The 18846-nt window shown below is 55.9% G+C and carries 18 protein-coding genes; 10 read left to right on the top strand and 8 right to left on the bottom strand.

What is annotated here, in order from left to right:
• Positions 1-111 precede the first annotated feature (111 nt).
• A complete protein-coding gene (locus CQ011_RS06650) occupies positions 112-420 on the bottom strand; it encodes a hypothetical protein (protein ID WP_105675813.1) in 309 nt (102 codons plus the stop codon).
• A 173-nt stretch (positions 421-593) separates the two neighbouring features.
• Between CQ011_RS06650 and dnaK the strand changes: the two genes are divergently transcribed.
• The 5 genes from dnaK (at position 594) to CQ011_RS06625 (ending at position 6476) form a co-directional block, all read left to right on the top strand.
• On the top strand, positions 594-2447 hold the full coding sequence (gene dnaK, locus CQ011_RS06645; protein ID WP_105675811.1) for a molecular chaperone DnaK: 1854 nt from the start codon (positions 594-596) through the stop codon (positions 2445-2447).
• Positions 2448-2460: 13 nt separating this feature from the next.
• Complete coding sequence (locus CQ011_RS06640) at positions 2461-3033, top strand: nucleotide exchange factor GrpE (protein ID WP_105675809.1); 573 nt, start codon at positions 2461-2463, stop codon at positions 3031-3033.
• Between the two features lie 87 nt (positions 3034-3120).
• Positions 3121-4086: a DnaJ C-terminal domain-containing protein gene (locus CQ011_RS06635; RefSeq protein WP_105675807.1), complete on the top strand. Its 966-nt coding sequence runs from the start codon at positions 3121-3123 to the stop codon at positions 4084-4086.
• A gap of 103 nt (positions 4087-4189) precedes the next feature.
• Positions 4190-4618, top strand: a complete 429-nt coding sequence (locus CQ011_RS06630) for a heat shock protein transcriptional repressor HspR (protein WP_096257066.1) — start codon at positions 4190-4192, stop codon at positions 4616-4618.
• Positions 4619-4862: 244 nt separating this feature from the next.
• Positions 4863-6476, top strand: coding sequence for an AMP-binding protein (locus tag CQ011_RS06625; RefSeq protein WP_096257065.1), 1614 nt, complete (start codon positions 4863-4865; stop codon positions 6474-6476).
• An 11-nt stretch (positions 6477-6487) separates the two neighbouring features.
• On the opposite strand, the gene CQ011_RS06620 is transcribed toward CQ011_RS06625, so the two are convergent.
• Together CQ011_RS06620 and trmB are read right to left on the bottom strand one after the other, a co-directional pair.
• On the bottom strand, positions 6488-7090 hold the full coding sequence (locus CQ011_RS06620; protein ID WP_105675805.1) for a GNAT family N-acetyltransferase: 603 nt from the start codon (positions 7088-7090) through the stop codon (positions 6488-6490).
• A gap of 42 nt (positions 7091-7132) precedes the next feature.
• Entirely contained in the window at positions 7133-7993 is an 861-nt protein-coding gene (trmB, locus tag CQ011_RS06615; protein ID WP_105676164.1) for a tRNA (guanosine(46)-N7)-methyltransferase TrmB, read from the bottom strand.
• 150 nt (positions 7994-8143) lie between these two features.
• Here trmB and CQ011_RS06610 point away from each other — a divergent pair, with 150 nt between their 5' ends.
• Positions 8144-8554 (top strand): YccF domain-containing protein, encoded by a 411-nt coding sequence (locus CQ011_RS06610; RefSeq protein ID WP_096257063.1) that lies wholly within the window; start codon positions 8144-8146, stop codon positions 8552-8554.
• 62 nt (positions 8555-8616) lie between these two features.
• Here CQ011_RS06610 and CQ011_RS06605 read toward each other — a convergent pair whose 3' ends face one another.
• The gene (locus CQ011_RS06605) at positions 8617-9120 is read right to left on the bottom strand and encodes a DinB family protein (RefSeq protein ID WP_105675803.1); all 504 of its coding nucleotides are present in this window, start codon (positions 9118-9120) and stop codon (positions 8617-8619) included.
• Positions 9121-9636: 516 nt separating this feature from the next.
• Here CQ011_RS06605 and clpB point away from each other — a divergent pair.
• A complete protein-coding gene (clpB, locus tag CQ011_RS06600; RefSeq protein ID WP_105675801.1) occupies positions 9637-12237 on the top strand; it encodes an ATP-dependent chaperone ClpB in 2601 nt (866 codons plus the stop codon).
• A gap of 75 nt (positions 12238-12312) precedes the next feature.
• Here the strand turns inward: clpB and CQ011_RS06595 are convergent, their stop codons facing one another.
• Positions 12313-12891, bottom strand: a complete 579-nt coding sequence (locus CQ011_RS06595) for a septum formation family protein (RefSeq protein ID WP_181148012.1) — start codon at positions 12889-12891, stop codon at positions 12313-12315.
• 225 nt (positions 12892-13116) lie between these two features.
• On the opposite strand from CQ011_RS06595, the gene CQ011_RS06590 reads away from it, so the two are divergent.
• Both CQ011_RS06590 and CQ011_RS06585 read left to right on the top strand, forming a co-directional pair.
• Positions 13117-13335, top strand: coding sequence for a DUF3073 domain-containing protein (locus CQ011_RS06590; RefSeq protein WP_105675797.1), 219 nt, complete (start codon positions 13117-13119; stop codon positions 13333-13335).
• A 195-nt stretch (positions 13336-13530) separates the two neighbouring features.
• A complete protein-coding gene (locus tag CQ011_RS06585; RefSeq protein ID WP_105675795.1) occupies positions 13531-14421 on the top strand; it encodes a Sir2 family NAD-dependent protein deacetylase in 891 nt (296 codons plus the stop codon).
• 488 nt (positions 14422-14909) lie between these two features.
• Here CQ011_RS06585 and CQ011_RS06580 read toward each other — a convergent pair whose 3' ends face one another.
• The gene (locus tag CQ011_RS06580; RefSeq protein WP_105675793.1) at positions 14910-15356 is read right to left on the bottom strand and encodes a hypothetical protein; all 447 of its coding nucleotides are present in this window, start codon (positions 15354-15356) and stop codon (positions 14910-14912) included.
• A gap of 311 nt (positions 15357-15667) precedes the next feature.
• Between CQ011_RS06580 and CQ011_RS06575 the strand changes: the two genes are divergently transcribed.
• Complete coding sequence (locus CQ011_RS06575) at positions 15668-15946, top strand: group II intron maturase-specific domain-containing protein (RefSeq protein WP_105675791.1); 279 nt, start codon at positions 15668-15670, stop codon at positions 15944-15946.
• Between the two features lie 139 nt (positions 15947-16085).
• Here CQ011_RS06575 and purM read toward each other — a convergent pair whose 3' ends face one another.
• Together purM and purF are read right to left on the bottom strand one after the other, a co-directional pair.
• Positions 16086-17228, bottom strand: a complete 1143-nt coding sequence (gene purM / locus CQ011_RS06570; RefSeq protein WP_105675789.1) for a phosphoribosylformylglycinamidine cyclo-ligase — start codon at positions 17226-17228, stop codon at positions 16086-16088.
• Positions 17229-17304: 76 nt separating this feature from the next.
• Positions 17305-18828, bottom strand: coding sequence for an amidophosphoribosyltransferase (purF, locus tag CQ011_RS06565; RefSeq protein WP_105675787.1), 1524 nt, complete (start codon positions 18826-18828; stop codon positions 17305-17307).
• Positions 18829-18846: the final 18 nt, after the last annotated feature.

Genomic DNA, 18846 nt, shown 5'->3' with positions numbered 1-18846 from the left:
CTGATCTAGCCAGTGTGGCAATCGAGTTTTTCATTGCCAAAGCGTCCACGCTGACAGCGAACAACCCGCTCTCGTCATCACGAGAGCGGGTTGTTCCATTGTGTCTGTAAATCAGTTTTGAGGGTCTTTGCGACGCCCAAAGACAAAGTAGGAAATGCTACCTAGTACGTTGAGGCAACTGACCACGGCCCACAGTGGATTTGGCCCTATCGCCAGCTGAACGGAGCGTCGACGAAGATCGCGCAAGGCTGCAAACATCAAAGTCAGCTCGATAATTCCAGCGAGGATGACAGCAACCTGGGTGCGGCGATCCAGCTCCCGGAAGGACCGTTTTTTCGGTAGGTTGAGGCGCCGGGAGCGCAGGGTGGATTGTCCTTGAACGCCTTGGGTGTCCTGTGTCTGAAAATTATTTTTCGGCATGGGAATCATTCTTGCCCTTTGTTCGTTGAAGAAGACAGAACGCAAAGTTGAGTGAGGTTGGCTCAAGTTAATTTGACAGTCGAAAGCGGCTGAGTAAACTTGAGTCCAGAACGCTCAATCAGGATAAAAATCCTCAGCGTTAGTACTTTCAACCAAGGCAAAGGAGAGCCATTATGTCGCGTGCCGTAGGTATCGACCTAGGAACCACCAACTCCGTAGTTTCCGTGCTCGAAGGTGGTGAGCCAACCGTTATCGCAAACGCGGAAGGCAACCGCACGACCCCGTCCATCGTTGCTTTCTCGAAGAGCGGCGAAGTCCTGGTTGGCGATATCGCCAAGCGCCAGGCAGTAAACAACATTGACCGCACCATCGCTTCGGTCAAGCGCCACATGGGTACCGACTGGTCCATCGACATCGATGACAAGAAGTACACCGCACAGGAAATTTCTGCTCGTACCCTGATGAAGCTGAAGAACGACGCCGAGTCCTACTTGGGCGAAAAGGTCACCGACGCGGTCATCACCGTTCCTGCATACTTCAACGATGCTGAGCGTCAGTCCACCAAGGAAGCCGGCGAAATCGCAGGCTTGAACGTACTGCGCATTGTCAACGAGCCAACCGCAGCCGCTCTGGCTTACGGTCTGGAAAAGGGTAAAGAAGACGAACTCATCTTGGTCTTCGACCTCGGTGGCGGTACCTTCGACGTTTCCCTGCTCGAAGTTGGCAAGGATGACGACGGATTCTCCACCATCCAGGTTCGCTCCACCTCGGGCGATAACCGCCTCGGTGGCGACGACTGGGATCAGCGCATCGTAGATTGGCTGCTGGCTCAGGCTAAGCAGAAGGGTGCAGACCTGTCCAAGGACAAGATTGCACTGCAGCGTCTGAAGGAAGCTGCTGAGCAGGCCAAGAAGGAACTGTCCTCGGCTACCAGCACCAACATCTCCCTGCAGTACCTCTCGGTCACCTCCGATGGCCCGGTTCACCTGGATGAGCACCTCTCGCGTGCTAAGTTCCAGGAACTGACCAAGGATCTGCTGGAGCGCACCCGCAAGCCATTCAACGATGTCATCAAGGAAGCCGGAGTTAAGGTTTCGGAGATCGCACACGTGATCCTCGTTGGCGGTTCGACCCGTATGCCAGCAGTGGCAGAGCTGGTCAAGGACCTGGCCGGCAAGGAAGCTAACAAGGGCGTCAACCCAGATGAGGTTGTTGCCGTTGGTGCAGCCCTGCAGGCTGGCGTGCTGAAGGGTGAGCGCAAGGACGTATTGCTCATCGACGTCACCCCACTGTCCCTAGGTATTGAAACCAAGGGTGGCGTGATGACCAAGCTGATCGAGCGCAACACCGCGATCCCAACCAAGCGTTCGGAGACCTTCACTACCGCCGAGGACAACCAGCCTTCGGTATCGATCCAGGTCTTCCAGGGTGAGCGCGAGTTCACCCGCGACAACAAGCCACTGGGCACCTTCGAGCTAACCGGTATCGCACCGGCACCTCGCGGCATCCCACAGGTTGAGGTCACCTTCGACATCGACGCCAACGGCATCGTGCACGTATCCGCTAAGGATAAGGGCACCGGTACCGAACAGTCGATGACCATCACCGGCGGCTCCTCGCTGTCGAAGGAAGACATCGAGCGCATGGTTCAGGAAGCCGAAGCTCACGCCGAAGAGGACAAGGCCCGCCGCGAGGCAGCCGAGACCCGTAACGCCGCCGAGCAGGCAGCTTACTCGGTAGACAAGCTCATCAAGGACAACGATGAGAAGCTTCCAGAAGAGGTCAAGACCGAGGTTCAGGCCGACGTTGACGCACTGAAGGAAGCCTTGGAGAAGCAGGACAACGACGACGAGGTCAAGGCAGCGTTTGAGAAGCTTCAGGCTTCGCAGACCAAGCTGGGCGAGGCAATCTACGCCAACACCGCCGCCGAAGGCGCCGAAGCACCTGCAGGCGAGCAGGCTCCAAACGCTGATGAAGACATCGTCGACGCCGAGGTAATCGACGAAGACGAAGCCGACAAGAAGTAGGGAGCAAGGGAATATGTCCGAGGCACAGGACCAGAACGAAAACCCCGGCCAGGAGCCGGAGAACCAGCCAGAGGCAGCCGACGTGCAGCCAAACGCTGACGCCCTGGGTCAGGCCGAGGCGATCCTGAACGAGGCTGCTGCAGGTGTCGAAGAGGCACAGGCTGAAGTTACCGAAAAGGAATCCGAGCTTCGCAACGACCTGCTTCGTTTGCAGGCCGAGTACGTCAACTACCGCAAGCGCGTAGAGCGTGACCGGGTAGCAGTACGTGAAAGTGCCGTTCAGTCGGTGCTCGCCACGTTGCTGCCGGTGCTTGATGATATCGATGCGGCACGTGCTCATGGTGACTTAGCAGATGGCCCGTTCGCGGCTATCGCTAAGAAGCTGGACACGGTCTTGGCAACTCACGGCCTGGAACGAATCGATGAGGCTGGGGTCGAATTTGATCCCAACGTTCACGAGGCGTTGCTCCGCCAGCCGGTCCCAGAGATCCCAGCGGATCATGTGGGACAGGTACTGCGAGCCGGTTACCGTAAGGGAAACTACACCATGCGTGCCGCGCAGGTGCTAGTAGCCACCGGCGAGTAGCCGCACATCTAGATAACGAAACTGCCCACTGCCGAAACCTCGACAGTGGGCAGTTTCAAATCGGTAGTCAAAAGAAAGGGGGCCCTGATGGCAAGTCAGGACTGGATCGACAAAGACTTTTACGCCATTCTGGGCGTCTCCAAGGACGCCAGCGAGGCGGACATCAAGAAGGCGTACCGTAAGCTAGCGCGTAAATACCACCCGGATACTAATCAGGGTGATGCGGAAGCAGAGCGGAAGTTCAAAGACATCTCCGAGGCTAATTCGGTGCTTTCGGACAAAGAAGAGCGTGAGCAGTATGATGCGATTCGCGCTATGGGCGGCGGAGCGCGTTTCAGCGCCGGAGGCCCCGGCGGCGCACCAGGCGGCCAAGCAGGCTTTGATGACATGTTCTCCAACCTCTTTGGTGGGGGAGGGGCACCACGCGGTCGCGGCGGACAACCAGATTTCTCTGATCTGTTCGGTGGCGGCGGCTTCGGTGGCGGCTTTGGACAAAGTGCCCCGCCTCGCAAGGGCGCGGACCGCACCGCAAGCACCACGATTTCCTTCGCCGGATCTATCAAGGGCACCACTATCGGTTTGCGTGAGCAAAGCGGTGAAGTCATTGACGTGCGTGTTCCTGCAGGAATCAAGGACGGTCAATCGGTACGTGTGCGCGGTCGCGGTCAGTCAGGACCAGCCGGAAACGGCGACCTGCTGGTGAAGGTGAAGGTTACCGAACACCCGTACTTCAAACGCGAAGAGAACAATATTCGTGTGCACGTGCCAATCACCTTTGATGAGGCCGCGCTCGGCGCAAAAATTCATGTGCCAACCTTGGATGGCGAAGAAGTTGCCATGAAGGTACCAGCCGGTTCAAACTCGGGGCGGACCTTACGTCTGAAAGGGCGCGGGGTGAAGACCTCCAAGGCGACCGGCGACATGCTGATCGTGTTAGATGTGGTCATTCCGCAGAACCTGAACGATAAGGCGAAAGCAGCCATCGAAGAGTTCGCGGCGGCTACCGAGGGTGAAGATCCTCGACAGGCGCTGGCTGCTAAGGCCAAGCTCTAAGCTAAAGATTGGCCCGATACGTGAGTGTGCTTCGCAAGGGGCACACTCACGTAGACAATACATTTATCCCCTACATTTGGGGGAGAAACGGAGACTGAGATTCATGGCCCACGAGTTCCTAAGACCTGTGTTCGTCATTTCAGTCGCCGCACAACTAGCAGATATGCACCCGCAGACCCTGCGCCAGTATGATCGCATCGGATTGGTCTCACCCAGCCGTCAATCGGGTAAGCAGCGACGATATTCCCAGCGCGACGTTTCACTATTGCGCCAGGTGCAGCAGCTGAGCAAAGAGGGCGTGTCGCTCGAAGGCATTAAACGCATTATCGAGCTGCAAAACCAGGTGTCTTTTCTGCAAAACCAGGTCGGCGAATTACGCGATGAATTGCGCGCCGTCCAGCAAGGCCAAACCCGTGTGTTCGCCGCCGGAACCGCCGCCGGAGATGTGGTTTCCATGGCCCGCGGAATGCGTCCGGCTCGCCGCGAACCAACGGTGACACTATTTACAACGCGCCGTGCCATTGGCAGATAGTTTTCCTCCGTTGGTCGCGTTCGGCTAGTAATCCGTCGGTAAAATCATTAGTCTCAAAACTACGTGATCCACCTCACCTATCGTGGGTCACGTTGTTGCGTCCCGGATAACCGTATCCGGAATAAAAGCTGCGCAACCCAACTGTTTTGAGGATGGAGAGCTTCGTGCGGGAGAACCCATTAGTTACGACCCCTGATCAGGTAAAAGTCGGCATTTCTGAGACTCAGGATCTGAGGGCCAAGCGATGAAATCCTATGCACAGGGCGATACCACTTCGGAACTTCTCCACGACACTATCGGCGCCAACCTAGAACGCACCGTCGCATTGTATGGAGAGCGTGAAGCACTGGTGGAAGCCTTCACCGGTCGGCGCTGGACCTGGAATGAGCTAGACCTAGCGGTTAACGATTTAGCGCGTGGACTTCTCTCAGCTGGTTTAGAACCGGGGGATAGGGTGGGAGTTTGGGCGCCAAACTGCGCCGAATGGACCTTGACACAGTACGCCACAGCAAAAATCGGTGTCATCTTGGTCAATGTTAATCCCACCTATCGAAGTCATGAGTATTCCTACGCGGTCAATCACAGCGGCCTACGGATGCTGATCACCATGACCAGTTTCAAAACGAGTATGTATCGTGAAATGGTTGAACGTTGTGCCGTGGATACTCCGACCTTGGAACGCGTGGTCTATCTGGACACCGCTGACTGGGCCGAACTTATCGAAGCAGGTCAAGGTATAGATCCGGCCTTGGTTAGCCAACGTCTGGCGCTGACCGAACCAGATCAAGCCATCAATATTCAGTACACCTCTGGTACTACGGGATATCCCAAGGGCGCGACACTCAGCCACCGAAATATTCTGAATAACGGATTTTTTGTCACTGAAACTATTCGGCTAGGTCCCGAAGACCGACTCTGCATCCCGGTGCCTTTTTACCACTGCTTCGGCATGGTGATGGGAAATCTGGGATGCACAAGTCACGGAACCACCATGGTGATCCCGGCCCCGAGCTTTGATGCTGAAACTACCCTGCGAGTAGTGGCCGAAGAAAAATGCACCGGTGTTTATGGGGTTCCCACCATGTTTATTGCGATGCAAAATCACCCAAGTTTTGGTACCCATGATTTGAGTACCTTGCGTACCGGAATCATGGCTGGATCGGTTTGCCCGGTTGAAGTGATGCGCGGTTGCCTAGAAGATATGAACATGTCCGAGGTATCCATCGCCTACGGAATGACCGAAACCAGCCCAGTGTCCTGCCAGACGAGGGCGGATGATGACTTAGAGGCACGTACCGAAACCATTGGCCGCGTCCACCCGCATTTGGAAGTCAAAATCGTGGATCCAGCGACCGGGGAAACTGTGGAACGTGGAGAACCGGGAGAATATTGCACTCGCGGCTACTCGGTGATGCTCGGTTATTGGAATGACGAAGCCAAAACCAAGGAAGCAATTGATTCGGAGAACTGGTTGCATACCGGGGACCTCGCGGTCATGCGCGAAGACGGATATTGCGTCATTGTGGGGCGCATCAAGGATATGGTGATTCGCGGCGGAGAGAACATCTATCCTCGAGAGATTGAAGAGTTCTTCTTCAAACACCCAGATATTGAGGATGTCTCGGTGGTGGGAATTCCAGATGAAAAATATGGTGAGGAAATTTGTGCCTGTATCAAGATGAAGGCGGGCAAGGACCCGCTGACCATTGAGGACCTCAGGGCCTTTGCCCACGGTCAACTGGCACAGTACAAAATTCCTGCCTATGCCATGATCCTCGATGAATTTCCGATTACCGTCACCGGCAAAATTCGTAAGGTGCAATTACGTGAAGACGCGGCGAAAAAGTTACTCACCTAAGTATCGGTGAATTACAAACGGTCGTGCTTGGCCAACCGGGCCAAGAGCCCTTGCCTGACGGCGGGCCACTCCTGTGGCAGGATCGAGAAAATCACGGTGTCACGCAGAGTCCCAGTGCTTGCGTCATACATGTGATTGCGCAGCACGCCGTCTTGCTTCGCGCCTAGTCGGGCGATCGCCGCGCGTGACTGCTGGTTATGCCAATGGGTGCAAAAGGCCACGGACAAGCAGTCGAGTTCTTCGAAGGCGCGCTGCAACAAAAGATACTTCGCTGCAGCGTTTATGCCGGTTCCCTGGAAATCGGTGCCAAGGAAAGTGGAACCGATTTCTACCCGTCGGTTCGCTTCGCTGATATTCAAATAGGTTGTTGCGCCCACCGCGTTGCCACTGTGTTCATCGATGATCGCGAACGGTGCCATCTGGCCCTCGGCCTGCAAAGCGAGCCGGCGCGATATCTCAGCGTCCATGCCCTGTGCCGAAGGCGTCTTAGTAAACCACACTTGATCCAGTGAACCGTGGCTAACGATGGCGCCCAGGTCAGCTGAATGCTTGCGGTTCAACTGTTCCAGACGGACGCCGGCAAGTTTCAGGGTGGGGGTTGCACTAAGGCTCATGCCTGCAAGTGTATTGCAGCCAGGAGCCTTAGATTTGTAAAGTTACTTAGCTTCCCGGGTATAGGCCAGATCAAAGACCAAACGTCCGGCCTTCAAAGCTTTGCCTTCAAAGCTGGTGAGGATACGACGTTCAAAACGTGGTGCCCAGCCACCTCGCTCATCAACAAAGTCAGGTTCTGGATCAAAGCCTTCCATACCGTTGGCGCGAACCTTGGTGAGGTTGCTTTCCGTTCCCGAATGCGCGTCTGGATGCTGATTTTCAAAGTGTGGGTGAGCTTCGAGTACCTCACGCATTTGTTCGGCGTAGTTGGACCAGTCGGTGGCCAGTCGAAGTGTTCCACCTGGTTTCAGTACACGGGCGACCTTGTCCAAGAATGAGGAAGTGATCAGTCGGCGCTTGTGGTGACGCGGCTTGTGCCATGGATCTGAGAAGAAGATCCACAATTCGTCGGCGCTGCCCTCCGCGAGCATCACGTCCAAGACCTCTGGGGCATTAGCCTGGACCGCACGCACGTTTTCCAATTCAAAGGACTCGACCTTGAGCATTAGCTGGGCTAGTCCCGGAAGATAAACCTCCACGGCGAGGTAGTTTCGCTCGGGATCATCCTTGGCGGCATTGGCAATGCATTCACCTAAGCCTGTCCCGATCTCCACGATGAGCGGTGCTACGCGACCAAAGGCCTGTTCAGGGTCCAAGCGGAAGTCATCTGCCACAGAGGTGTCGGCAATCTTGCGAGGTGGCTCAATTACGTAGCTTTGTGCATTGCGCTCCCATGCGGCCGCGCGGCGTCCTTGGAGCCGATTACCTCGGCGAACAAAGGAGACCGGGTCGGCACGGAACAGGGAAGGATCTTTGGCCATGTTGTCGGTGCCTTCGGGTTGCACTTCGCTTCGTTCACTCATGATCATTAATCCTAGCCGAGGAGCGCACAAGGCCCACCAGAAACTCGTAGGGCGTTGCACACCCACAATTCATTTTTGTCACACATACTAGGGGACGTTCCGGGTGTTCCCCTATAGCGCGGGCTAGTGATGCGCTGTCATGCTAGAAGCATGACAGATTTAGTGCGCGGCATCTTGAATATCATTTGGCTACTATTCGGCGGCCTGTGGTTAGCGTTGGGTTATGTTCTGGCCGGCATTATCTGCTGCCTGCTCATCGTCACCATTCCCTTTGGTATCGCTTCCTTTAGGATCGCAGGGTACGCGTTGTGGCCTTTTGGCCGAACCGTCGTTGACCGGGGTCCGGTGGGAGCCTTCTCGACACTGGGAAATATTATCTGGTTAGTTTTCGCTGGAATCTGGATCGCCATCGGACACGTGGTCACCGCGATCCCGATGTTCGTTTCCATTATTGGCATCCCACTAGGTATCGCAAACCTCAAAATGATCCCGGTATCTTTGATGCCACTAGGCAAGGAAATTGTTCCTTCGGATTATTACATCGCAGGAATGCGACGCTAAATTTTTTGCAACTAAGCTAAAGCCGGTTCCGCGTGGACCGGCTTTTGCTTATCCTGTTGTGCCTAAGCTTTTTGCTGTCGTAGCTGCAGGATTTGTTCGCGCAAAATATCAGCGTGCCCGCAGTGCTGGGCCAACTCCCGAAGAACGTGGAGTTGGACCCAGACTAAGGGCAAGGGGTCACGGCGGTTACCTGGAAGAAGCGCATCATCGGTCAATTCTGCGCGAGCCGTACGGGACAACGAAATAGCGTCGCGGTAAGCGCGCTGGATCGATTCAATAGTGTCTTCAGCCTGCAGATCAAAGGACTCATCGGGTGTTTGCACAATTCCTAGATCCGCTCGGGACGCACCGGTGACAGCCTCGCCAAACCAGACTCGTTCCACAAAGACCGCGTGCTTTACTAAGCCAAGTAACGTGGTTTTGGAAGAGACCAGTCGCATTTTTGCTTCGGTTTCGCTTAGTCCGTCGAGGCATTCCAGAAGCATTTTCCGGTGTTGCTCAATGAATACGTCGGCTAGTTGGGCAGGGTGTTGCGCGTAGTGGGCAGCAGAATCGGGATTGGGCATGCTTTAGTTTGCGGGTTACAAAGGGTAGGGCGCAATGTCTAGCTTCAAAGTTTCCAAGCCCGAGCGAGCACATCCCAATGTTCTTGAGTCATCAGGCTCACCGGAGTCACCGAGACGGGCATCGGGCCGGCTTCCGAAATAGCTGGTAGCGCCCAGCGCAACGCTGGCTGAAGCCAACGTCAATAATCGACGGCGTGTGGCCGAGCGAGCAAGGGACTTCGGCATTATTTTCGGTCCCCAAGATTTGAACTGATTTGAGCTACGGATAGTAGGTCAATGAGCGCGGGAAGTTGAATAATTCGGCGAAGCACTGAGCCCCAAGCACGTCTTCGGCGACGTTTTACGCACTAGTAGTGATTCTCATTAGCCATGCTGTGGGCGGGCGAGCCGTTGCTGTTTGATGACGGGTGAAGTAATCCAGAAAAATCTAGTTGATGCGGAATAAGAACACCAAGAGTAGAGTTGAGTTAAGTACACTCAAGTTTATGGGTTCACCCTCAGAGAGAAAGGATTCGCGTGGACACCAAGCTCACCACCAAGAGCCAGGAGGCTCTATCTGCTTCCGGGATGAATGCTTCGACCGCGGGAAATCCGCAGATCGAACCAGCTCACTTGCTGAAGGCCTTGCTAGACCAACGAGACTCGGTTGCCGTGGCATTACTGAAAACTGCAGGCCTAGACGTTGACGCACTCTCGGTGAAGGCGAGTACGGCTATCAATGCTTTACCTGCCAATTCCGGATCCTCGGTGGCTCAAGCCCAATTCTCGCGTCAATTGCTCCAAGTGGTCAGCACCGCACAGGAGATCGCGAACAACATGGGGGACACCTATGTCTCCACCGAGCACCTGCTGATCGCCTTAGCCTCTGACCAGACCAAGGCCGGCGAAGCGCTACGTGACTCCGGAGCTACCCGGGAGTTGCTGGTGGCAACGCTGCCCACTATCCGTGGGGACCGCAAGGTTGATAACCCCAACCCGGAAGACACCTTCCAAGCCCTAGAAAAGTTCGGCACGGATATGACCGCGCTGGCACGCTCGGGCAAACTTGATCCGGTGATCGGCCGCGATAAAGAAATTCGCCGCCTGGTCCAGGTCCTCTCACGGCGCACCAAAAATAACCCGGTGCTCATTGGTGAACCTGGCGTGGGTAAAACCGCCGTGGTTGAAGGACTCGCTCAGCGCATGATCGCCGGAGACGTGCCAGAGTCGCTACGTGGAAAAACGCTAATCTCTTTGGACCTCGGATCCATGATTGCCGGTGCGAAATACCGCGGCGAGTTTGAGGAACGCCTGAAGTCAGTACTCGAAGAGATCAAATCCTCGGATGGACAGATTGTCACGTTCATCGATGAGATTCATACCGTGGTGGGCGCGGGCGCTTCCGAAGGCGCTATGGATGCAGGCAATATGCTCAAGCCAATGCTTGCCCGTGGTGAACTGCGTCTGATCGGCGCCACCACGCTGGATGAATACCGCGAAAATATCGAAAAAGACCCGGCACTAGAACGTCGCTTTGCGCAGGTCTACGTGGGCGAGCCAAGCGTGGATGACACGATCGCGATCCTGCGTGGGCTCAAGGAACGCTACGAAGCACACCACAAGGTGTCCATCGCCGACTCGGCACTCGTGGCTGCGTCCACGCTGTCCAACAGGTACATCTCCGGACGGCAGCTGCCGGACAAAGCCATTGACCTGGTCGATGAGGCGGCCAGCCGACTGCGCATGGAGATTGACTCGGCTCCCGAGGAAATCGATGAGCTGCGCCGTGAGGTAGACAGACTGACCATGGAGGAGCTCGCGCTCGCTGGGGAGACCGACCCGGGATCTATTGAACGCCTCGATGCGCTACGCATGGATATGGCCGATAAGAAGGAAACCCTCGATGCGCTCAACGCCCAATGGGATGCGGAGAAGTCGGGGCTGAACCGCGTGGGTGACCTGAAGGTGAAACTAGACGAGCTGCGTTCGCAGGCCGAAAAGTTCCAGCGTGAAGGTGACCTGGAAAATGCCTCACGATTGCTCTACGGAGAGATCCCGACATTGCAAGGCGAGCTTGAAGCGGCAGCCGAGGCTGAAGCAGGCAAGAGCCACGAACACACCATGGTCGCTGAAGAGGTGACCGCGGATGACATTGCCGAAGTTATCTCGGCATGGACCGGAATACCCGCCGGGCGGATGCTGCAAGGCGAAAGCCAAAAGCTGCTGGAGATGGAATCAATCATCGGTCAGCGTCTGGTGGGCCAGCAGCAGGCGGTGACCGCGGTTTCCGATGCGGTGCGCCGAACCCGTGCGGGAATCTCGGATCCGGACCGGCCTACCGGCTCGTTCCTGTTCCTTGGACCTACCGGCGTGGGTAAGACGGAGCTGGCGAAGTCCCTGGCTGACTTCCTCTTTGATGATCCGCGTGCAATGGTGCGTATCGACATGTCCGAGTACGCCGAGAAGCATTCAGTTTCGCGACTAGTTGGTGCGCCTCCGGGCTATGTCGGTTACGAAGAAGGCGGACAGCTGACCGAAGCGGTCAGGCGCCGTCCGTACTCGGTGATCCTGCTAGATGAAGTGGAAAAAGCTCACCCTGAGGTTTTCGACATTCTGTTGCAGGTGCTTGATGATGGGCGCTTGACCGATGGGCAGGGCCGTACCGTTGACTTCAGGAACACGATCTTGATCCTGACCTCCAATATGGGTTCCCAGTTCCTGGTGGATCCAAATCTGGAAGACAAGGACAAGAAGACAGCAGTGATGAATGTGGTCAATGCATCCTTCAAGCCAGAGTTCCTGAACCGTCTGGACGAGATCATCATGTTTGATCCGTTGAGCATCAATGAGCTGGGCAACATTGTGAAACTGCAGATTGATCTGCTGGCTGCACGGCTTTCCGAGCGTCGACTCAGTTTGGACGTTTCCGAAGCCGCCAGCGAGTGGCTGGCTATGACCGGTTACGACCCGGCTTACGGTGCCAGGCCACTTCGCCGCTTGGTGCAGCGCGAAATCGGTGACCGGTTAGCGCGTCAGCTCCTGAGCGGAAATATTCAGGACGGGGATCGTGTGCAGGTGGGCCTTGACCCTGAGGGAGATAATCTCGTCGTCACGCGCGGAACGCGCGAAAGCGAGTAGCTAAAGGTTGCGTCGACGCACTGATGGCCGGTGGAATTCCACCGGCCATCAGCGTCAGTCAGTTAGTGACGTAACTTAGCTTTCCTCGTTATCGGGAAGTAGCGAGTTTCGAACATTTCCCTCGGTCAGACCCAGGAAGCAAGAGACCTGACGGTCACCCTGGGACCAGGTGCTTTCTGAGGGACGTGAGAAGTGGTAGGTCCAGGTGGAATCCAGGCCGGCGCTCGGGTCCAGCGACACTGATTTACACAGCGACTCAGACTCGGTAAGCAACTCATTGGCGCCCGGGTATTTGTCACCGGTCAGTTCGAAGGATCCGATGAGCTGAGCATTATGCGAGGAATCGCAGGTAACAACCGTCTGTGGGGATAGCGGAGAATCAAAGCCGCGCAGGCAGTCGCCGAGGACTAACTGCTCCGGCGGCACCGATGCAGCAATCACTCCGTCTAGGCCCGGGCTCTCATTTCGCTCTACAGTGTTCGCCTCTGGCGTAGCTGGTGTAATAAAGCGAAGTACAACGAAAACCACCGCAGCGCTCAAAGCTAAAACAGCGATGACGAGTAAGACCCACTGGCCGATTTGCCGCTTGGGCTTCTCCGGTTCCGGCTGTAGAGGCGGTAAAGCCGCCTGTGGCTCCGGTAGATCTTTTTCCACCACCTGTAGTGCTCCTTCAAGAATTGCCGAGGATATTTTGGGAGCAAGCTCACTAAATAGTCGTTGGACTAATCGACAGTCTAACGGGTCTGGCACGTGTTGCGTTCAGCGCTCGCCGTGGAATCGTGTTAACCTTTAATTACGAAAGAACTGATCACATATTCGGGGGCCTCCACCTATTAGGTGGACCACCTTCCGACTCTACTGAAAAGAGGGGGTCACGCCATGGGGCGCGGCCGTCAAAAGGCTAAAGCACAGCGTCAAGCGCGAGACATTAAGTACTACTCGCCCTCGACTGACCTGACAGCACTCGAGCGAGAGCTGGGTATCAGGTCCGAACATCAGACCCCAAAACCGGTGCCTGTTGATTCTTCGTATGACGACGAATATTCGGAATACGACGAGCAGACTAAAAAGTACTCGGGAGACGACGACGCCGACTAATCATCGGCCAGTTAACCGAGAGTCTTTGGCTCGGGTGCCAGCCTTCATTTGAAGTGGTGCAGCTCTACAGTACATATTTACGACAAGCCGCAACGACTAAGCTAAATTAGCTTTAGGTCGCTGCGGCATTTGTCGTGTTCGGAACCCGCGAAAGGGCGCACACTAGTGAGTACTCCCGAAGAACTATCGATTCAGATGGCCCATCAATCGGCTATTCGTTCGATGCAACGCATTGTTGAGCAACAAGCGCAGCCGCATCCCAACGCGGAAGCTCGGGCCGGCGTTCAGGCTCAGCTGGACCAGGGCAACGTCTTGGTGGTGACCGGAGCCGGAGTCTCCACAGATTCGGGCATTCCTGACTACCGCGGACCGAACGGTTCCTTACAGCGTCACCGTCCGATGACCTATCAAGAATTCAAATATCGCCCCGAAGCACGCCAACGCTACTGGGCTCGCGGCTTTGTTGGCTGGCGGCACATGTGTCAGGCCGAACCCAATGCCATCCACCGCCGGCTAGTGCGTTGGGAAGACGAAGCTCGAATCAGCGGCATCATCACGCAAAATGTTGATGGCTTGCACCAACAGGCTGGGTCCAAGACGGTGATCCCCGTACACGGGGACCTGTCGATAGTGCGTTGTCTAGATTGCGGGAAATCCGAGGACCGTCAGCATTTTGATGACCGGCTCCAAGAACTGAACGTTGGCTATCTAGAGGCCGTAGACGTCGATCCTAGCGCCATCAACCCGGACGGTGACGTAGAACTGCCTCAGTACCTTGTTGAGCGCTTTGTGATGGGAAGCTGCCTGTATTGTGGCTCGCTGGCTTTGAAGCCGGACGTTGTGTACTTCGGGGAGAACGTGCCAGCCGAACGTAAAGCACAAATTGCCAGGCTTGAGGAGTCCTCGGATTCGCTGTTGGTGCTTGGCTCATCACTGGCGGTAATGAGCGGCTATAAGATCCTGCTAAATTTTGTTAGGCGAGGCTTGCCTGTAGCGCTCGTGACCAACGGCCATGTGCGTGGCGAGGACAAAGCCACCTGGCGTTGGCGGGTACCGCTGGACGAAGCACTATCCCAACTGAGCTAGCGTTGGCCACCGTTGATTCCTCCGGTCTCGACTTGATGGCGAGATTCGTTCCACGGTCAGTTGTGGAATCCTCGTAGAACTGCGCGGTGGTGAGTGGAATTTCTGAAGTCAGCCGTAAGCTGCTGGCAAACCCACTACGAAGAATCCAGGGTCGATGGTCTGCGCGATGAGGCAAGTACGGGTGGTTGCGGAAGAACGATGACATGGGAGCCATCCTCTGGGGGGAGTTCTTCCTTCACCTTTGACGGAGGTTCTTCGGCTCTCAGGCCAGGCAAGAAGTAGTTTGATCGATTGTTATAAGGTGATCGCTCAACATGAAAAGTGCCTTGTCGCCCAAGGGCGCTTGCCATTTACGTTGTAATTTTCGTTCAGAGCACTTGGGTTGTACTCGAACAAAAGACCAGTATTGAATTGGTCCTGGCCCTCAATTGATCTATTTCACTTCCAACGGGCAGTCTTACTCCTGTAGCCAGCCTTCTTATCAGGAATTACTGACCATCAATGCGAACTTGATCAGTTTCCCCAAACCACTGAATGTCTGGGAACTCGGTTTCGATATTCTGGACAGTTTCCGAAGCGAACTCCACGGGGTCCGAAGGTTCACTGAGCTCATGAACGAAAATTGACCGGATCGAATTCTCAATCGGATGGTGCTCAGGCGAGTTGTCTGTCAGGAGCACGTCGAGAAACTGGCCGCTGATTTCCCCGCGAAAATTTCTGTAGATAATGACCTGCCGGTTATCGAGTGATTCCCTAAGTCCCACGTAGATCACCTCGCCTAGTACGTCTGGATCAATCAAATCGTAGACTCCTCGCAACTGAGCGTCGTTGACTGTTGGAATTGCACAGCCCGCTGGGTAGCGCGGAGGAGTGCTTCCGGTAATGAATTGCCTGGCCATAAAGCTACCTTTCAAGGAATTCGCCTCAATATCCATCTAAGAAAATCATTTGCTTAGCACGGCTTCTTTCGACGTCAGCTTTGCTGAACTTGGTCCCGACTTTACCCGGCTTATGCGAATAATTGACGACATAGCAATCAGTGGAGGACTTGGGATTCAATGACGCTGCACGAGTGGCTTGGCCGTTGTTTACCCATGATGGGCAGACCGTCGAGCCAACGCAGTAAAAGGTCCTCAAGCCCAAACGCCCATTATTCGGCTGACTATAAAACTACGACTTGCAGGGTAAGGGTTTGTACTTCGTTAAAGGTTCGCGGGTCAGGGTCGATTCGAAGGCGTTTAGACGCATGAAGGACAGGACCCGGGCTCTGGTATCTCGGAGGTGGGGTGTGTCGACCGGCTACCGTATCGATCAGTTGAACCGTTTTGTTCCGGGTTGGCTGGGTTACTTCCGGTTGTCGATGACACCGGATAAGTTCGCCAAGATAGATCAGTGGTTTAGGCGTCGATTACGCCAAGTTCACTGGAAGGAATGGAAGCTGCCTCGGACTCGGGTGGCGAATCTTCGTGACTTGAATGATGCGACGTCCCCGATCCTTCATCGTGCGCTGCCAACACAATATTAGAAGTCATTGGGTGTGGCGTTATTTAGCCGGGGCGGGGATCGTTTTCATTAACTGAGCTAGCGTTGGCCACCAAACTAGATTAAACAAATGATGCGTCACACCTAGAAAGATGTGACGCATCATTTGATTGAGCTACAAGTTATTTGGCGTAGCTTCCGGTAAGCAGTACGCCGCCACCATCAACACCCTTGGCGCCCTGTACGTAGTCCAGACCTGCCGAGCTAGCCGACGAGTCAAGCTTCTCTACCGAGCCCATGATCCAAGCGCCCATGCCAGCCTTGTTCAACAGCGCCACTGCACGGTCAGCAACGCTCTGGTCCACTACTGCCACCATGCCCACGCCCAAGTTCAGGGTGCGTTCAAGGTCAGGCAACGGAACGTTGCCGAGGGAAGCAATCGTGGAGAAGACCGCTGGCAGCGACCAGGTGGAGCGATCCACGCGAGCCATGAGGCCCTGGGGGAGTACGCGAGCCAAGTTAGCTGCCAGACCGCCACCGGTGACGTGGCTGAAGCCGTGAACGCCGAAGTCTTCTCCGGTATTCAATTCATCAATCAAGTCCAAGCAAGCGGTGGTGTAAATACGGGTCGGAACCAAAAGTTCCTCGCCCAAGGTGCGACCGAACTCGGCGACCTCACGCTCTAGTTCCCACTTAGCATGTGCGATCACGCGGCGCACCAGCGAGTAACCGTTGGAGTGGATGCCCGAGGAAGCCATACCGATGACCACGTCGCCGGCCAACACACGCTCTGGGCCGAGCAGCTGATCTGCCTCGATCACACCGGTCGCGGCGCCTGCCACGTCGTATTCGTCTTCGGCCAGCAAGCCTGGGTGCTCGGCGGTTTCGCCGCCAACCAATGCAGTGCCTGCAAGCTTGCAACCCTCGGCGATACCGCGCACGATGTCGGCGATACGCTCTGGAACGACCTTGCCGGTAGCAATGTAATCGGTCATGAACAGCGGCTTCGCGCCAACCACTACGATGTCATCTACCACCATGCCGACCAGGTCCTGGCCGATGGTGTCATGGATATCTAGCTTCTGCGCGATAGCCACCTTGGTACCCACACCATCGGTGGAGGTCGCGAGGTAAGGCTTCTTGTATCCGGTCAGGAAAGAAACATCGAATAGGCCGGCGAAACCGCCGACCCCGCCGACTACTCCGGAAGTGTGCGTGGCCTTGATGGCGCCCTTCATCAGTTCAACGGCGCGGTCACCGGCCTCGACGTCGACACCGGCTCCGGCGTAGGTAATGGAGGTGGGCTGCTCTTGCGTGCCGCTCATGGCAGATGGGTCCTTTTCTGTCGTGAACACCGAGGTAACGGTGCCGCTTGCAACGAGGTAGTAGTGAGGTGGCTAGTTACAGGGAAGATTCGAGTTCGGCATCCGGGCCCGGCTCGCAGCCGCCCTGGTTGCTCTTCTCCAGCAGGTTCTTCCCGCGGCGCTCCTCGCCTGGCAGCGCAATCGGGTAGTCTCCTGTAAAGCACGCGGTGCATAGCTTTTCGCGAGGCTGCATGGTCGCACCGATCATGCCTTCCTCGGAAATGTATGCCAAAGAATCGGCGCCGATGGACTTACCGATTTCATCCACGGCAGCACCATTGGCAATCAGTTCCGCACGGGTGGCGAAATCGATGCCGTAGAAGCAAGGCCACTTCACCGGTGGTGAAGAGATCTTCACATGCACCTCGGCGGCACCGGCTTCGCGCAACATCCGCACTACCGCGCGCTGGGTATTACCGCGCACAATCGAATCGTCCACCACAACCACGCGCTTGCCGCGCAGCACGGTTTCCAAAGCGTTGAGTTTCAACTTGATACCCAGCTGACGCAAGGTCTGCGAGGGCTGGATGAAGGTGCGGCCCACATAGGCGTTCTTGACGAAACCATGGGTGAAAGGAATACCTGATTCCTCGGCATAACCAATAGCTGCAGGAGTACCTGATTCCGGGACCGGGATGACAATATCTGCATCCGCGCTGTTCTCGCGAGCCAGCTGACGGCCCATCTCTACACGGGCTTCATACACCGAGCGGCCAGCGATGGAAGCATCCGGGCGGGCAAGGTACACGTACTCGAAGACGCAACCCTTCGGGGTGGCTTCGGCGAAGCGGGTGGAACGCACGCCACTTTCGTCGATAGCGATCAGTTCGCCAGGCTCAATTTCACGAATGAATGAGGCGCCAACGGTAGCAAGACCGGGCTGCTCGGAGGCAACAACCCAACCACGGTCCAACCGACCGAGAACCAGCGGGCGTACCCCGTGTGGGTCGCGGGCGGCATACATGGTGTTTTCATCCATGAAGACAAAGCAGAATGCGCCGTCAATCTTTGGCAGCAGCTCTAACGCGGTCTCTTCTAAGGACTGACCTTCGGAGCCGGCAAGCAGCGCGGTGACCAGCGCGGTGTCGGTGGTGTTGCCCTGAGCGATTTCGCCACGGACCTTACCGCCGTCTGCCAGCTGCTTAGCTTCGACCATTTCGGCTAGCTGCGCCGAGTTGGTGAGGTTACCGTTATGCGCCAGAGCGACGGTGCCGGTCTGGGTAGGGCCCAAGGTTGGCTGGGCGTTGGCCCAGTGGCTTGCACCGGTAGTCGAGTAACGGCAGTGACCTACTGCTAAGTGGCCGGACATCGAGTTCAAAGTGTTTTCATCAAAGACCTGGGAAACTAAGCCCATGTCTTTGTACACGTTGATTCGCGAGCCATCACTGGTGGCAATACCGGCAGACTCTTGTCCGCGGTGCTGTAGGGCGTAGAGCCCGTAATAAGTTAGTTTTGCAACATCTTCGCCAGGTGCCCAAACACCAAAGACTCCGCATTCGTCCTGCGGGCCCTTTTCGTTGGGAAGCAAGTCATGATTAAGTAGTCCATCGCCACGCGCCATGTCAATATTCTCTCATGT

The sequence above is a fragment of the Arthrobacter sp. MYb213 genome (assembly GCF_002979915.1).
In the GTDB taxonomy this organism is placed as follows: Bacteria; Actinomycetota; Actinomycetes; order Actinomycetales; family Micrococcaceae; genus Glutamicibacter.
Note: the sequence above shows the minus strand (reverse complement) of the source record. Positions and strands in the feature narration are given on the sequence as shown.

Coding starts and splice junctions, on each gene's coding strand:
- CQ011_RS06650 (WP_105675813.1), bottom strand. CDS start 420: ATGCCGAAAAATAATTTTCAGACACAGGACACCCAAGGCGTTCAAGGA.
- dnaK (WP_105675811.1), top strand. CDS start 594: ATGTCGCGTGCCGTAGGTATCGACCTAGGAACCACCAACTCCGTAGTT.
- CQ011_RS06640 (WP_105675809.1), top strand. CDS start 2,461: ATGTCCGAGGCACAGGACCAGAACGAAAACCCCGGCCAGGAGCCGGAG.
- CQ011_RS06635 (WP_105675807.1), top strand. CDS start 3,121: ATGGCAAGTCAGGACTGGATCGACAAAGACTTTTACGCCATTCTGGGC.
- CQ011_RS06630 (WP_096257066.1), top strand. CDS start 4,190: ATGGCCCACGAGTTCCTAAGACCTGTGTTCGTCATTTCAGTCGCCGCA.
- CQ011_RS06625 (WP_096257065.1), top strand. CDS start 4,863: ATGAAATCCTATGCACAGGGCGATACCACTTCGGAACTTCTCCACGAC.
- CQ011_RS06620 (WP_105675805.1), bottom strand. CDS start 7,090: ATGAGCCTTAGTGCAACCCCCACCCTGAAACTTGCCGGCGTCCGTCTG.
- trmB (WP_105676164.1), bottom strand. CDS start 7,993: ATGAGTGAACGAAGCGAAGTGCAACCCGAAGGCACCGACAACATGGCC.
- CQ011_RS06610 (WP_096257063.1), top strand. CDS start 8,144: ATGACAGATTTAGTGCGCGGCATCTTGAATATCATTTGGCTACTATTC.
- CQ011_RS06605 (WP_105675803.1), bottom strand. CDS start 9,120: ATGCCCAATCCCGATTCTGCTGCCCACTACGCGCAACACCCTGCCCAA.
- CQ011_RS06590 (WP_105675797.1), top strand. CDS start 13,117: ATGGGGCGCGGCCGTCAAAAGGCTAAAGCACAGCGTCAAGCGCGAGAC.
- CQ011_RS06585 (WP_105675795.1), top strand. CDS start 13,531: ATGGCCCATCAATCGGCTATTCGTTCGATGCAACGCATTGTTGAGCAA.
- CQ011_RS06580 (WP_105675793.1), bottom strand. CDS start 15,356: ATGGATATTGAGGCGAATTCCTTGAAAGGTAGCTTTATGGCCAGGCAA.
- CQ011_RS06575 (WP_105675791.1), top strand. CDS start 15,668: ATGAAGGACAGGACCCGGGCTCTGGTATCTCGGAGGTGGGGTGTGTCG.
- purM (WP_105675789.1), bottom strand. CDS start 17,228: ATGAGCGGCACGCAAGAGCAGCCCACCTCCATTACCTACGCCGGAGCC.
- purF (WP_105675787.1), bottom strand. CDS start 18,828: ATGGCGCGTGGCGATGGACTACTTAATCATGACTTGCTTCCCAACGAA.